At 65.2% G+C, this 13,416-nt stretch carries 14 protein-coding genes; 7 read left to right on the top strand and 7 right to left on the bottom strand.

Features of this window, described 5'->3' with window-relative positions:
* The first annotated feature begins 211 nt into the window (after positions 1 to 211).
* A complete protein-coding gene (locus B5V03_RS21210) occupies positions 212 to 1,045 on the top strand; it encodes an outer membrane protein (RefSeq protein WP_129272328.1) in 834 nt (277 codons plus the stop codon).
* Positions 1,046 to 1,133: 88 nt separating this feature from the next.
* Here B5V03_RS21210 and B5V03_RS21205 read toward each other — a convergent pair whose 3' ends face one another.
* Positions 1,134 to 2,189, bottom strand: a complete 1,056-nt coding sequence (locus B5V03_RS21205; protein ID WP_164988169.1) for a serine hydrolase — start codon at positions 2,187 to 2,189, stop codon at positions 1,134 to 1,136.
* 251 nt (positions 2,190 to 2,440) lie between these two features.
* Between B5V03_RS21205 and B5V03_RS21200 the strand changes: the two genes are divergently transcribed.
* The 3 genes from B5V03_RS21200 (at position 2,441) to B5V03_RS21190 (ending at position 4,417) form a co-directional block, all read left to right on the top strand.
* On the top strand, positions 2,441 to 2,884 hold the full coding sequence (locus B5V03_RS21200; RefSeq protein ID WP_349643397.1) for an ArsR/SmtB family transcription factor: 444 nt from the start codon (positions 2,441 to 2,443) through the stop codon (positions 2,882 to 2,884).
* Positions 2,885 to 2,886: 2 nt separating this feature from the next.
* Positions 2,887 to 3,378: an SRPBCC family protein gene (locus B5V03_RS21195; RefSeq protein WP_129272326.1), complete on the top strand. Its 492-nt coding sequence runs from the start codon at positions 2,887 to 2,889 to the stop codon at positions 3,376 to 3,378.
* 196 nt (positions 3,379 to 3,574) lie between these two features.
* Entirely contained in the window at positions 3,575 to 4,417 is an 843-nt protein-coding gene (locus tag B5V03_RS21190) for a hypothetical protein (protein WP_129272325.1), read from the top strand.
* Between the two features lie 4 nt (positions 4,418 to 4,421).
* On the opposite strand, the gene B5V03_RS21185 is transcribed toward B5V03_RS21190, so the two are convergent.
* From B5V03_RS21185 to B5V03_RS21175, 3 genes are read right to left on the bottom strand one after another with little or no spacing between them, the layout of a single operon-like run.
* Entirely contained in the window at positions 4,422 to 5,630 is a 1,209-nt protein-coding gene (locus B5V03_RS21185) for an ABC transporter substrate-binding protein (RefSeq protein ID WP_129272324.1), read from the bottom strand.
* 41 nt (positions 5,631 to 5,671) lie between these two features.
* Complete coding sequence (locus B5V03_RS21180) at positions 5,672 to 6,523, bottom strand: fumarylacetoacetate hydrolase family protein (protein ID WP_129272323.1); 852 nt, start codon at positions 6,521 to 6,523, stop codon at positions 5,672 to 5,674.
* A gap of 24 nt (positions 6,524 to 6,547) precedes the next feature.
* Positions 6,548 to 8,056, bottom strand: a complete 1,509-nt coding sequence (locus B5V03_RS21175) for a bifunctional 3-(3-hydroxy-phenyl)propionate/3-hydroxycinnamic acid hydroxylase (protein ID WP_129272322.1) — start codon at positions 8,054 to 8,056, stop codon at positions 6,548 to 6,550.
* 168 nt (positions 8,057 to 8,224) lie between these two features.
* Here B5V03_RS21175 and B5V03_RS21170 point away from each other — a divergent pair, with 168 nt between their 5' ends.
* Positions 8,225 to 8,887, top strand: a complete 663-nt coding sequence (locus B5V03_RS21170) for a TetR/AcrR family transcriptional regulator (protein ID WP_206736169.1) — start codon at positions 8,225 to 8,227, stop codon at positions 8,885 to 8,887.
* Positions 8,888 to 8,942: 55 nt separating this feature from the next.
* Positions 8,943 to 9,206 carry a hypothetical protein gene (locus B5V03_RS21165; protein ID WP_129272321.1) on the top strand — a complete coding sequence of 88 codons (264 nt, stop codon included), beginning with the start codon at positions 8,943 to 8,945 and terminating at the stop codon, positions 9,204 to 9,206.
* A 124-nt stretch (positions 9,207 to 9,330) separates the two neighbouring features.
* On the opposite strand, the gene B5V03_RS21160 is transcribed toward B5V03_RS21165, so the two are convergent.
* Complete coding sequence (locus B5V03_RS21160; RefSeq protein ID WP_129272320.1) at positions 9,331 to 10,122, bottom strand: DNA-binding transcriptional regulator; 792 nt, start codon at positions 10,120 to 10,122, stop codon at positions 9,331 to 9,333.
* A gap of 147 nt (positions 10,123 to 10,269) precedes the next feature.
* Here B5V03_RS21160 and B5V03_RS21155 point away from each other — a divergent pair, with 147 nt between their 5' ends.
* Complete coding sequence (locus B5V03_RS21155) at positions 10,270 to 11,253, top strand: VOC family protein (protein ID WP_164988168.1); 984 nt, start codon at positions 10,270 to 10,272, stop codon at positions 11,251 to 11,253.
* 51 nt (positions 11,254 to 11,304) lie between these two features.
* On the opposite strand, the gene B5V03_RS21150 is transcribed toward B5V03_RS21155, so the two are convergent.
* Positions 11,305 to 11,958 (bottom strand): response regulator, encoded by a 654-nt coding sequence (locus tag B5V03_RS21150; RefSeq protein WP_129272319.1) that lies wholly within the window; start codon positions 11,956 to 11,958, stop codon positions 11,305 to 11,307.
* A complete protein-coding gene (locus B5V03_RS21145; protein WP_129272318.1) occupies positions 11,955 to 13,340 on the bottom strand; it encodes a sensor histidine kinase in 1,386 nt (461 codons plus the stop codon). The genes B5V03_RS21150 and B5V03_RS21145 overlap by 4 nt, the downstream gene beginning before the upstream one ends.
* Positions 13,341 to 13,416 lie beyond the last annotated feature (76 nt).

The following is a 13,416-nucleotide window of genomic DNA, read 5'->3' as shown; positions in this document are numbered from 1 at the left end:
CGCGTCGCTCGCGACAGGTGACACGTGGCCCTCGAGCCACACTTGTCCTCCGTCGCACGATGCGAGGCGCGCATTGCGTCACAGTCCCTACGAACTGCGCCGCAGACAAAGACGCTGAGAGGCGCGCCGCCTATGCCTAGCCCGTGCCCGGATACTCCCATCCGGTGCATTCGAGACGCGAGTTTCGATCGCGTGGGGCCAGGAGATTGGAATGAAGAAGTTTTTGTTGGCGGTTGCCTCGGTTGTTTTGGGCAGCGCATCGGTGCATGCAGCCGACCTCGCGGCGCAGTACACCAAGGCGCCGGTGATGGCACCGGCCTACAATTGGACGGGCTTTTATGTCGGCGGCAATGTCGGCGGGCAGTGGGGCAGCGCTGATCTGAACACCTCGACCGTCTGGACGCCGGCGGGTTATTTTGCCACGAGCAGTGTTCCCGCTATCGGCACGGTCGGCGCCCAGGGCGCCAACAGCTCCAGCGTGACCGGCGGCTTTACCGCCGGCTACAACTGGCAGGTCAACCACGCCGTGCTCGGTCTCGAAGGCGACATCAACTATTTCGGTTTCAAGGGAAGCGCGAGCGGTTCGGCGGTCTATCCCTGCTGCGCCCCGACCGCCTTTACGGTGTCGTCACAGGTCTCGGCCGACTGGCTCGCGACCATCCGCGGCCGCATCGGCTTCCTCGCGGCTCCGACCTGGCTGCTTTACGCCACGGGCGGCGCGGCGATCGCGGAGGTGAAGGGCAATTTCAACTTCACCGATACGTTCTCGGCGGCGACCGAGTCGGCCGCAATCCGCGACACGCGCGTGGGCTGGACCGCAGGTGTGGGCACCGAATACGCCTTCGGCGGCGGCTGGTCGCTCAAGGCCGAATATCTCTATGTCGATCTCGGTCGCAGCACGGCAACCAGCACCAATCTCGTGACTTTCGCGGGTACCGCGCCGTCTCCGAGCAACGTCTACACCCACTCGGTCGACCTCAAGTCGAACATCGTGCGCGTCGGCGTGAACTACAAGTTCGGCGGACCGGTCGTCGCCAGGTACTGAGGTTCATAAGGTACTGAACTTCATCCCGTTCCTGATCTGGCGTGGAAAGCCCCGGCCTGGCCGGGGCTTTCTGTTTTCGGGGAACGGCTCAGCGCGCGGCCACGAGCCTTGCCAGCGCGGGCAGGATCTTGTAGCGGGCGATCTCATGCGGGTATTCGCCGCGATTGGCCAGCAGCACGATGCCGATCCGACGCGCCGGCACGAGGCCGATATAGCCCGAGGCATTGTTGAGGCCGCCCGGCTTGTCGACGACGGTCGTGTCCGGAAGATGCACCGTCTCCCACGCCATGCCCTGTCCGAACTTCTCGTCGACGCGGAAGGCCTCGTGCTGCGTCATCCGCAGCGCCTCGCGCAGATGCGGATCGACCGGGTGGCCATCGACTGAGGCCGCAACGAAGGTCGAAAGGTCCCGCGCCGAGGAGAACATCTGGCCGGTGCCGGGGACGTCAAAATAACTCTGCTGGTTGCCGATCGGGCCGATCGCCGCGCCCTGGTCCGAATAGCCCTGGACCACGCGCTGCATCCAGGCCGCGGACATGACGGCGCGGTTGTCCTCGCCGCGTTCAGGCAACGAAGTCGCGGTCATGCCGAGCGGCGCAAGGATACGCTGTTCGAACTGCGTCGCGATCGGCGTGCGGTAGCAGCGCTCAAGCACGAGCTGGAGCAGCACGTAGCCGGCATGGCTGTAGACGCGCTGCTTGCCGGGCGTCTCGCCGGCGTCGGGCTTCCAGGCGTTGAGCATCTCGATGAACCGCGCGCGCGAAAACTGCTCGTTCGGCCAGGGCGGATGGTCGGTCGGCAGCAACAGTCCCGACGTGTGGGTGGCAAGCTCGCCGACGGTGACGTGGCGGATATAGTCGCCTGTGAGCTCGGGCAAATATTTCGGCAGGGGATCGTCGAGCCGCAGCTCGCCGCGGAGCGTGCCCAACGCCACCAGCGTCGCCTCGAACGGCTTGCGCAGCGAGCCGAGGTTGAACAGCGTATCCGGTGTGATGGGACGTCGCGTGGTGTCCTCGGCAAAGCCGTAATTGAAGAACTCGACATGGCGGCCGGCATAGAGCGCGGCGGCGAGGCCGCCCGGCTGGTCCGGTGTCATGGTCGGCGCGAGCTCGGCGGCGACGATGTCGCGCATCTGCGCGATCATGTCGGAATCCGCGGACGCGCGCCGTGGTGCAAGCGCGATCGCAAGCGGAACGAGCGCAACCCGGGCGAAGGTTCGCCGGGTGATCGGGGATGAGGTGACAACAGGCGACACGTGCTCTGATGAATCATGCTTGTGCGCCCCCGTTTCTCTTTTAGCGGGGAGGGCGCGATGTCCCAATTCACGATTGCGCGTTGTGGGTTCCGCATCGCGGGTGACGACGCCACAAATTAACTTAGCCAATCAGCTAACAATTGTTGACGCCGGCGGCGCGCGGCCCTATAGTTAGCTTCATGGCTAACCAATTATCCCATCTCGATCAGATCTTCGCGGCCCTTTCCGATCCGACGCGGCGGGCGATCGTGATGCGGCTTTGCGCGGGCGAGGCCTCGGTCGGGGAACTCGCCGACCCCTTCGACATGGCGCTGCCGAGCTTCATGAAACATATCCACGTGCTGGAGACGAGCGGGCTCGTTCAGTCGGAGAAATCCGGCCGCGTGCGTACCTGCCGCCTCAGCCCGGACACGCTGGTCGGCGCGGAAGACTGGTTCCAGCAGCAGCGCGCGATCTGGGAGGCGCGGCTCGACCGGTTCGAAGCTTACGTGATGAAGCTCAAACAGGAGAGGGCGGCCGTCAAGCGGCCGTCCCGGAACACCGACAAGAAAACCGACAAGACAACCAAACGGAAAGGTTCCTGACGATGACGAATGCTGCCAATCCCGCTCTGTCGCAATGGTCCCTCGACCGCGAGATCGTGATGTCGCGCGTGATCGACGCGCCGTGCGATCTGGTGTTCGAGGCGTGGTCCGATCCAAAACATCTGCCGCAATGGTTCGGGCCGAAAGGCTTCAAGCTCGAGACTTTTGAGATCGACGTGCGGGTCGGCGGCGTCTGGCGCTTCAACATGATCGGGCCCGACGGCACGGTCTATCCGAACCGCATGCGCTTCCGCCGCATCGAGCGGCCCTCGCTGATGGAGATGGACCACGGCGTCGACCAGGACGAGGATCCCGGCATGTTCCGCTTCACCGTCACCTTTGCCGAGCAGAGCAACGGCAAGACGGTTCTGATGATGCGGCAACTGGCCTCCAGCACCGCGCAGCGCGACGGCATGATCGGCTTCGGCGCCGTTGAATACGGCTACCAGACGCTGGACAAGCTGGCGGCGTATGTCGGTGGGATGAAGAAATAAGTGCGACGCGCGAGTCGGGGGCGCCCTCGAAGCGGCGTCCCCGGAATACGCATGGAAACGCAGGCGCCTTCGCGATTATGACAGCGCGCAGGCGAATTATGACAGTGCCGTCACGCAGATTTTTGTCGCGTCGTGGTGCTGATTTATGACAGAATTACTACCGTTGGATGTCATGTTGACTACGGCGGAGCGATTCATGTTGCAGTGGCAGGCACGGTCAAATCCCCTCGCGTGGTGGTGGGGGTCCCTGACGCTCGTCAGCGCTGCCAACATTCTCGTCTGGTTCATGCTGTACCGCGAGTTCTACGCTTCGCCTGCCGGCAACGTCGGCGGCGGCTCGGACATCGGGCTGATGTTCCTGCTCTGCGCCGGCTATGTGTTCGGCTGCGCCTTCCGCTCGTTCCTGCCGCGCGCCGACGTGCAGCGCATCTGCCTGTTCGACACCTGGCTCTCCAGCGTGTTCGTGGGCCGTACCGTCGCGACCGTGGCCGAGCTGTGCTTCGTCGCGCAATGGGCGATCATTTTGCATCAGCTTGGTCACATGACGGGCGCCGAGACCGCGGTGAACATCGCGCTCGTGATCGTGCCCATCATCATCATCGCGGAGTGCTTCTCCTGGTACGCGGTGGTGACGACCAACTTCCTCTTCAACGCCATCGAGAACTCGCTGTGGGCGGTGACCTTCTTCCTCGCCGGCATCGCACTGTGCCGCCTGATGCCGGAATTCCAGGGGCCGGTGCGCTGGGCGCTGATTGCCGGTATCGTCGGCATCGCCTGCTTCCTCGCCTTCCTCGTCACCGTCGACGTGCCGATGTATCTCAGCCGCTGGCGGGCAGGGCATGAAGAGGGCGGCAGGTTCCTGGGCTTCCTCGAAGGCCTGCACGACGTCTCGACGCGCTGGGTGGTGACCCACGACATCGCCCATTGGAAGGGCGAGCTGACCTGGATGTTCCTGTATTTCAGCGCCGCGGTGTGGTCGAGCCTGGCGCTCTGCGCGCTCTATGCCATGGAAGGCTATCTCACGCGGTATCTCGCCTGAGCGGTTATTTGCCGACCAGACCGCACTTGCTGCGGTCGAGTGGTCGGAAAGCCTGGTCGGGCGGGATGGTCGCGACCAGCTTGACGAAGTCCCAGGGTCCCCTGGATTCCTCGGGCGTCTTGACCTGCACCAGATAGAGGTCGTGCACCATGCGCTGGTCCTCGCGGATGCGGCCATTGGGCGTGTAGGCATCCGAGACCGGCGTCGCCTTCATCTTCGCCATCACGGCAGCGCTGTCGTCCGAATCGGTGTCCTTCACCGCTTGCAGATAGTGACGCACGGCGGAATAGACGCCGGCCTGGATCTGCGACGGCATGGCCTTACGGCGCGCGTAGAACGCATCGGAGAACTTTCGGGCAGCCGGTGAGACGTCCTCGAAGAACGAGGTGACGATGAGATCGCCGCGTGTCGCCTTGAGACCGACAGCTTCGATATCGACGTTCTGGAACGACATCGGCACGATCTTCATGCCCTGGTCGGCAAGACCGAATTCCTCCGCCTGCTTGATCACGGTGGCATTGTCGCCGGCGACATTGATCGCGAGGATCCTTGCGCCCGAGGACTGCGCCTGGAGCAGGAACGATGAGTAGTCGGGCGTGCCGAGCTGTGCCTTGACGCTGCCGGCGATCTTGCCGCCGAGCTCGGCGATGCGGGCGCGCGCGGTCGCCTCGATCGAATGGCCGAAGGCGTAGTCGCCGGTGATGAAGAACCATGGCTCCTTGCTGGTCTGCATGATGCCGGAGACCACCGCGGTCGCGGTCGAATACGCGTCCTGGGTCCACTGCACGCTGGTCGGCGCGCAGGCTTCGTCGGTGAGCTGGTTGGCGCCGGCGCCAGAGACCAGGAAGATTTTTCCGTTGCCGCGCACCAGTTCCTGCACCGCAAGCGCAGCACCGGAACTGCCGCCATCCGCGATCGCCTGCACGCCATCGGTGAACCACTTTCGCGCGAGCGAGGCCGCAAGGTCCGGCTTGTTCTGGTGATCGGCCTGCAAGATTTCGATCGGCTTGCCGTTGATCTTGCCGCCGAACTCCTCCGCCGCCATCCGTGCCGCCTCGACCGAGCCGGGCCCCATCGCAGTTGCGAAAATGCCGTTCATGTCGGTGAGGACGCCGATGCGGATGGCATTGCCCTTGATCTCGGCGCGCGCGGTGCCCGCGAGCGCCAGTGTGATCAGCAGGATGGCGGTGGATGTCGTGCGGATTGTGGCCATGGCGTTTCCCGATTTTATCGTTGATTGATTGGCGCTGGTGATCAGGCCGGTTCGGTGATGACCTTGTTGCGCAAGGTTCCGATGCCGGAGATTTCGACCTCGACGGTGTCGCCGGGGCGCATCCAGAGGGGTGGTGTACGCTTGGCGCCGACGCCGCCCGGCGTGCCCGTGACGATGACGTCGCCGGGGACGAGTGGGCAGATCGTCGAGATGTAGGCGATCAGCGCGGGGATTGCGGTGATCAGGAGATCCGTCGTCGTGTTCTGCACGACGGTGCCGTTCAGCCGCGTCTGCAAGGTCAGCTTCGACGGGTCGGGAATCTCGTCCGTCGTCACCAGCCACGGGCCAAAGCTGCCGCTCTCCGCAAAGGACTTGCCGGAGAGGAACTGGCTGGTGTGGCGCTGCCAGTCGCGGATGCTGCCTTCGTTGTAGCAGGAATAGCCGGCGATGTGGTCGAGCGCTCGGCTTGCGGGGATGTGCCGGCCTTCCTTGCCGATGACGAGTGCAAGCTCGCCTTCGTAATCGAAATCGTCGCTGACTTTGGGCTTCACGATCGGCTGGAGATGGCCGACCTGGCTACATGGGAAGCGGACGAACAAGGCCGGCTTCTCTGTGACGGTACGTCCGGTCTCGGCGACGTGGTCGCGATAGTTGAGGCCGACGCAGATGATCTTGCCGGGATCTGGGATGACGGGCGCAAAGCTGATCTCGTCGAGCGAATGATCGGACGCCGCGGACGCGACCAGCTTTGCCGCTTCGGCCATGCGATCCGCTTCGAGCATTTGCCGCAGCGTGGTGCAGGGCGCCATGCGCGTGCCGAGATCGACGACGCCATTGTCCTTGACGGCCCCGAAGGAGGCGCGGCCGTTGGCGATGAAAGAGAGCAGCTTCATACGATGTCCTTGAGGTGTGTTCGGTCAGGCCGCGGACGGCACATGGGATGGAGGCGAGATGGCGGCGATGAGCCGGTCGAGTTCGGCATCGTTGCGGGCGGCGCCGCGGACGTAGCGGTCGGGACGAACGAGCGCGGCCGTGATGCCGTGCTCGCGCAGCCATGGTCCGATACCCTCGGCGTCGTCGCTGGTCAGGATTTTGATCCCTGCCTGTGAATGAGCCAGCCGCGTCGGCAGCGTGGCCGCGCTCGCGACAAGGAGGACGTGGCTGTAGCCGATCCGGTCGTCGCCGCGGCTGCCGTCATTCAGCATGAACTGCGGCGCGAGATGACCGGCTAGAGGCAGGTCGCCGAGCGCAAGGCCGGGGCCGAGCAGGGGCTTCTTCACCTCCAGCTTGACCGGCGCATTCTCGCGCGCTTCGCCCGCGGCAAGGCCGGCTTCGATCGCCTTGGTGTTGATGACACCGCCAAGGCGAATGGCGAGCGCGATGAACTCGCGCACATGCGGCTGACGCTCGCTCTGGTAGGTGTCGAGCAGATCAGGCGCGGCGTCGCCGCGGACGATCGCGGCCAGCTTCCAGGCGAGGTTGGCGGCATCGCGGATACCGGCGCACATGCCCTGGCCGAGGAAGGGTGGGGTCTGGTGTGCGGAATCACCCGCGAGCAGCAGCCGGCCGTTGCGCCATTGCTGCGCGATCACGGAATGAAAGGTATAGACCGCCGCGCGCTCGAGTTCGGCATCCTCGGGCGTGATCCAGCGCGACAGCAGTTCCCAGACCTTTGCCGGCTGCGCCACGTCCTGTGAATCCTCGTCCGGAAGAACCGTGATCTCCCAGCGGCGCCGCGTGCCGGCGCCGCGGACGTAAGTCGCGGGCCGCCTCGGATCGCAATGCTGAATGCTGTAATCGCCGAGGTCGTCGCGCTCGCGCTTGAGCAGCACGTCGATCACCAGCCAGCGTTCGTGGAAGCCGAGATCGTCCATGCCGGAGCCGATGAAGCGGCGCACCAGCGAGCGGGCGCCGTCGCAGCCGATCACATAGGCGGCGCGAACCTCGGTCAGCTTGCCGTTGGACAGGTCCTCGTAGCGGGCACGCACGCCGGTCTCGTCCTGGTCCAGTGCGAACACGTCGCAGCGGCTGCGCAAGGTGACGTGCGGCCAGCGCGCGAGGCCGGAAATCAGCACATCCTCCAGATCGGGCTGATGGAAGCGGTAACTGAGATTCCAGCCCATCGGCGTCAGCGTCTGCGGCCGCGACCAGTCCAGCAGCATTTTGCCGTTCGCATCGAGGAAGAGCATGCCGGGACTGAGGATGGTTTGCGGCACGATCGCGTCGGCGAGGCCGATGGTCTGGAACACCCGCATGCATTCGTCGTCGAAATGCACCGCGCGCGGCAAATGATAGGTTCGCGCCTCGCGCTCCAGCACCAGCGTCCGCACGCCGCACAGGCCGAGCAGGTTGGCGAGCGTGGCGCCGACCGGGCCGCGGCCGACGATCACGACATCGAATTCGGAAGCTGCAGAGTTATTTTGCATGGGGCGATCTTTGCCCCCTCGCGGGTGACGACTTCAACGCCGCCGCGCCGAGTGTCCGTCCAGCGGACACGGCTCCCTGACATGTCAGCCGGACAAGCTGCGCGAAATTCGCTCTTGCCAAAGGCGGGCGGCGAATATATGTACAACTGAACATATACGCAGGTGGTGATGGCGAAGGCCAGGAAGAAGAGCGTTGTGCCGTCCCGCCCGCGAGGGCGGCGTAGCAAGGATATGCCGGATGGCCGCCAGGCGCTCCTGGCGGCGGCCGCTCACGCATTTGCCTGCCACGGTTTCGACGGCGCGGATCTGCGCAGCGTTGCTGCGGCCGCCAATGTCAGCGCCAACCTGGTTCGTGTTCACTTCGGCAGCAAGGCCGCGCTCTGGGAGGCTTGCCTGGATCGGGTCGTGGCGATCGGAGTTCCCGCGATGGCCGCTGTCCATCAGATCGCTTGCGATTCCACGCGCCCACTGGGAGATCGGCTTTGCGGCGTCATCTCGGAGATTGCCGCATTCTATGCAGCGCATCCGGATGTCAGGGAATTCGTTGTCCGGCATGCCACGGAAGCGCCGGAGCGGGCCGTCCTGGTGTTGGATCGACTTCTGCGCCCTGCCTACGCGACGGTGCGTGAGCTTTTTTCCGCCGGCATTGAAGCCGGCATCATCCGCAGCCGACATCCGGCGTTGTTCTTCGCTCTTCTCAACGCCGCGCTGAACCAGCCGCCTGCTTTTCCGATGCTGCTCAATCGGATTGCGCCCGAGATCGACCCGGAAACCTCTCGCGATCTGCTGATCGAGACGACCATCGCGACGTTTCTGCATCTTCCATCGTGACGCTGGACGACATCGCCGGCCTCGCCAAACATCCAACCTGAGAGTGAAAGTCCCCATGCAAATTCGTCTTGTTCTTGCTTTGCTGACCGCAACGATCACCCCGGCCCTTGCCCAGTCCGGGCCGAGCGAGGCCGACCAGCGCCAAGCCTGCATGGGAGACGCGCTTCGGCTTTGCGCCGCCTACGTTCCCGACCGCGCCCAGATCAGGAATTGCATGGCCGCTCAGCGAGATCAGCTCAGCCCGCAATGCCGTGTCGTCTTTGATGCGTCTTCACAGGCGATGAACCCACAACGGCGCGCCGGCTCCAGGGCGCCCTAAAGCGCGATGAGATTGGGATGAATCATCATCGCGCTTTAGGTTATTGTTTGAGCATGATCTCCGCGCAAACGCGTTCCGCGTTTGTCGCGAGGGAAAACCGCTTCGCACTTTTCCGGATCATGCTTTAGGCCTCGACCGGAATGGTGGCCGCCGTTTCGCGCAACGGGGTCACGAACCCGGCGACGGCTTCGTCGAGTGAAAGCGCCGATTTGATCCAGATGATGGAGATGCAGCCGAACACGGCGCCGTTGCGGACGATGGGCACGGCAATCGATGCCGTCTTCGGATTGTATTCGCCCTCGCTGCGGATCGCATAGCCGCGCGCCTGTGTTTCGGCGATCATCCGGTCGAGGCGGCCTTCTGTGAGGAAGGGACGATCGTCAGCCTCGTCGATGCGGCGCAGATGATTGACGATCAGGTCGCGCTCGCGCGCGGGGCAGGCGGCGAGATAGGCACGGCCCGCCGACGTCCGCAGCATCGGCAGGCGCTTGCCGATCATGCCGCGGTCGATCGAGAGCGGGCTGCGCGAATGGGTGGTCTCCTGCACCACCATGGCGGCGTTCTCGTAAGTGGAGAGATCGACCGGCCAGACCAGGGTCTTGCTGAGCTCGGCGAGGAAAGGCGCCGCCGCCTGGCAGATCACCACGCCGGGATCGTAACCGTCACCGAGGCTCAGCGCGAGCCGGGTCACGCGAAAACGATCGTCGCTGGCGCTGCGCGCGACATAGCCGAGTTCCTCGAGCGTCTCGAGCAGGCGATAGACCGTCGGGCGGGGCAAATCGAGCGCGCGGGCGACGTCGCCGGCGCGGATGCCGCCGGAGCGGTTCACCTCCTGCAGCACGTCCAGCCCGCGCTTGAAGGCACGGACGCCCTCCGATTGCCGCGGCTGCCCGTTCCGCGTCCGCTCCTTGGACACTTCGTATTTCCTCCCTTGCGGCCGACTGCCTCGCGATTATCGTCATTGCGAACGCGAAGCGATCGCGGGACGCCACCGTAGGATCGCGCGCGGCCGGTATCAAGTTCGCCGCACTGCGGCGAGAGCGATGCTCTCGGGAGGATGTCGATGGAAATCACCGCGCTCGGCTATATCGGGATCAATTCATCGGAGCTCGATCAGTGGGGCCGGATGGCGACCGGGCTGCTCGGCATGCAGCAGGTCGATCGCGGCGGCAAGATGCGCGCCTTCCGCATGGATGATCGCAAGCAGCGCCTGATTGTGGACGGCAGCAGCGATGCGGGTCTCGCGGTGATGGGCTGGGAGGTTCCTTCGACCACCGAGCTCGACCAGTTGGCCGGACGGCTCGAAGGCCATGGCGTCAAGGTCGGGCGCGGCTCGCGTGCGCTGGCCGATGAACGGCATGTTGCCGAGCTGATCATTTTCGCTGATCCCGCCGGTAACCGGCTGGAAGCCTTTTGCGAGCCCGAGCTTGCGACCGAGCCATTCAGGCCGGGGAGGCCGATCTCGGGCTTCCGTACCGGCGCGCTTGGCATGGGGCATATCGTGCTCAATGTGGACGATGTCGAGCCGCTGGTGCCGTTCTATCGCGACGTGCTTGGCTTCCACGTCTCCGATTTCGGGCTGAAGCCTTACGGGCTCTACTTCTTTCACGTCAACGGCCGCCACCACTCCTTTGCGATGGTTGGCTCGGGGCGCAAGGCGTTGCATCATTTCATGGTCGAACTCGGTACGCTCGACGATGTCGGGCAGGGCTATGATCTCGCGCAGCTCGAGGATGGTCGCGTCGTCTACACACTGGGCCGGCATACCAACGACCATATGACCTCATTCTACGTCAACACGCCGTCCGGATTCTTCATCGAATATGGCTGGGGCGGGCGCATCATCGATCCCGAGACCTGGCAGCCGCACGAGACCTTTGATGGCCCGTCGTTGTGGGGCCACGAGCGGCTTTATATGCCGGACGAACAGCGCAAGCGCCTGCGTGACATGCGGCTGGACGCGGCCGCCCGCGGCGTGCGCGTCGCCGATCCGCGCGTGCCGCCGCTGAACTGCGCCTGGCTGGATTCGGTGGTCGCGCGCGAGTGATCTGCGGCCACGCCGGATGGTGCGAAGCTCGAGCCATGGGGCTGGCAGCGATCAGGCTTCGCCGAGATCGGCGTCCGTCAAAATTCCCTGGCGCAGCGCCAGCCGGACCAGCTCGATGTCGGAGCCGACGCCGAGCTTGTCCTTGATCAGCGAATGCAGGTTCGCCACCGTCTTCGGGCTGACGTGGAGCGTCTCGGCGATCTCCTCCGTCGTGTTCTCCGCGAGCAGCAGCCGCAGCACCTCGAACTCGCGCGGCGTGAGCACGTCGGCGGCCGAGCTCTCGCCGGCAAGACGGCTGAGCGCGAGCTCGTGGTCGATGTCGGGGCTGATGGCGATCTTGCCGGCGAGCACGTCCATCACGGCGCGCACCAGCGTCTCCGGCGGGCTGGTCTTGGTGACGTAACCCCGCGCGCCGGCGCGGATCGCCTGCACGGCGAAGCCGGCATTCTCGTGCATGGTGAAGACGAGGATTTTTGCGGCCTTGTCCCATTGCCTGATCCGCCTGACGGCCTCGATGCCGCCGATGCCGGGCATGCTCAGATCCATGATGACGAGGTCGGGCGCCTCGGATTTGAACAGGCGGTAGGCCTCGGCGCCGTCGCCGGCTTCGGCGATGACGCGCAGGCCCGGCTGCTTCTCGAGCACCGAGCGATAACCCTCGCGGACGACGGAATGGTCGTCGACCAGCAGAATGGTCGCGCTCATGCCGCCCGCTCCAGCACCGGCTGATCAGCGGCCGGGAGTGGAATGACGACGCGCAGTGCGGAGCCGCTATTTGGGCTGGCCTCGAAGCTGAGCCGGCCGCGCAGGGCCGCGACGCGCTCGCGCATGCCGAGCAGGCCCATCCCGGATTTCGTGGCCGGATCGTGCGACCGTCCGTCATCGTCAATCGCAAGGGCGATCTCGGAAGGCGACATCGCCAACGCCAGGCTCACCTTGGTGGCGCCGGCATGTTTGGCGGCGTTGGTGAGCGCCTCCTGCACGATACGGTAGAGGCTGGCGCTGATTGTCGCCGGCAGGCTCTCGAATGCGCCGTCGAAGCGGATCGAAAACCGCGTCTCGCCGCGGCTGCGCCCGTTCCAGCCGGCGACGAGACCTTCGAGGCTGGCGACGAGCCCGAGCTCCTCGACGTCGGGCGGGCGCAGCCGGAACAGCGTGCCGCGCAGCGTCTCCATCATGCCGGTCGCGGTTCGGGCGATGCCGTCGCATTCGCCGAGCAAAGACGGGCAGTCCTGCGCGGCGGTCTGGCGAGCGGAGGCGGCGAGCGCGCGGATCGCGGCCAGCGACTGGCCGAATTCGTCATGCAGCTCGCGCGCGAGATGCCGCCGCTCCTCGTCCTGGAGCGCGATCAGCTTTCGCGTCAACTCGGCACGCTCGGCAAGCGCGGTATCGAGGCTCTCGGCGAGGTGGTTGAAGACGTCGCGGATCGCTGACAATTCGGCGAGGTCGAACGGCGGCAGCCGCGCGCTGAGATCGCCAGCGGCAATCTGCTCGAGACCGGTGCGGATCATGCGGGTAGGGTGCAGCGCCCGCGCCAGCGCGGCATAAACCAGCACACACAACAGCGGCAGTGCGATCGCAAGCGCAAGCATCAGGCGGCCGGCTTCGTGCCAGGCGTCGGCCGTCTGCACGGCGGGATCGACGGAGACGACAACCTCGCCGAGCCTCATGCCACGCACAATCACGGGCCGTACCGCCTCGCGGCCGGGGTCGAACAGGCCGTGATAGAAGGCTGTGAAGACCTGTGGCGGCGGGCTCGCCGGTATGGGGGCGCCGCTGCAGAAGCGCTGGAGGATGTCGCCGCTGGTGCCACGGAATGCCAGGCACAGGCCGGGCGTCATCACGTAAGTCGAGACGGGGTCGAGGTTGGGAAAATCCGAGCGGGGGCTCGCTACCCACTGGATCTTGCCCTGTTGCAGCTCCAGCGTCTTCGCGACGATGGCGGCGATATCGTCGATGCGCGTGTGGGCCGCGCGGTCGGCCGTAATGAGGAAATAGGCGGAGATCGCGGCGAAGCAGGCGGCCGATATCGCGGCCACGCGCAACGTCAGACGGACCTTGAGATCGAACCTCGGGCGGTTCCACATCGGCGGACACCTGGCGCGAACGGAATTGTCGCCGCCGCATTAAACGGCAGAACGCGAGCGGCGGAAAGCGCCACGC

It is taken from the genome of Bradyrhizobium betae (assembly GCF_004123905.1).
GTDB lineage: Bacteria > Pseudomonadota > Alphaproteobacteria > Rhizobiales > Xanthobacteraceae > Bradyrhizobium > Bradyrhizobium betae_A.
Note: the sequence above shows the minus strand (reverse complement) of the source record. Positions and strands in the feature narration are given on the sequence as shown.

Bases quoted from the DNA above. Each gene is read 5' to 3' on its own strand.
- B5V03_RS21210 (WP_129272328.1), top strand. From the start codon at position 212: ATGAAGAAGTTTTTGTTGGCGGTTGCCTCGGTTGTTTTGGGCAGCGCA.
- B5V03_RS21205 (WP_164988169.1), bottom strand. From the start codon at position 2,189: ATGATCGCGCAGATGCGCGACATCGTCGCCGCCGAGCTCGCGCCGACC.
- B5V03_RS21195 (WP_129272326.1), top strand. From the start codon at position 2,887: ATGACGAATGCTGCCAATCCCGCTCTGTCGCAATGGTCCCTCGACCGC.
- B5V03_RS21190 (WP_129272325.1), top strand. From the start codon at position 3,575: ATGTTGCAGTGGCAGGCACGGTCAAATCCCCTCGCGTGGTGGTGGGGG.
- B5V03_RS21185 (WP_129272324.1), bottom strand. From the start codon at position 5,630: ATGGCCACAATCCGCACGACATCCACCGCCATCCTGCTGATCACACTG.
- B5V03_RS21180 (WP_129272323.1), bottom strand. From the start codon at position 6,523: ATGAAGCTGCTCTCTTTCATCGCCAACGGCCGCGCCTCCTTCGGGGCC.
- B5V03_RS21175 (WP_129272322.1), bottom strand. From the start codon at position 8,056: ATGCAAAATAACTCTGCAGCTTCCGAATTCGATGTCGTGATCGTCGGC.
- B5V03_RS21170 (WP_206736169.1), top strand. From the start codon at position 8,225: ATGGCGAAGGCCAGGAAGAAGAGCGTTGTGCCGTCCCGCCCGCGAGGG.
- B5V03_RS21165 (WP_129272321.1), top strand. From the start codon at position 8,943: ATGCAAATTCGTCTTGTTCTTGCTTTGCTGACCGCAACGATCACCCCG.
- B5V03_RS21155 (WP_164988168.1), top strand. From the start codon at position 10,270: ATGGAAATCACCGCGCTCGGCTATATCGGGATCAATTCATCGGAGCTC.
- B5V03_RS21150 (WP_129272319.1), bottom strand. From the start codon at position 11,958: ATGAGCGCGACCATTCTGCTGGTCGACGACCATTCCGTCGTCCGCGAG.
- B5V03_RS21145 (WP_129272318.1), bottom strand. From the start codon at position 13,340: ATGTGGAACCGCCCGAGGTTCGATCTCAAGGTCCGTCTGACGTTGCGC.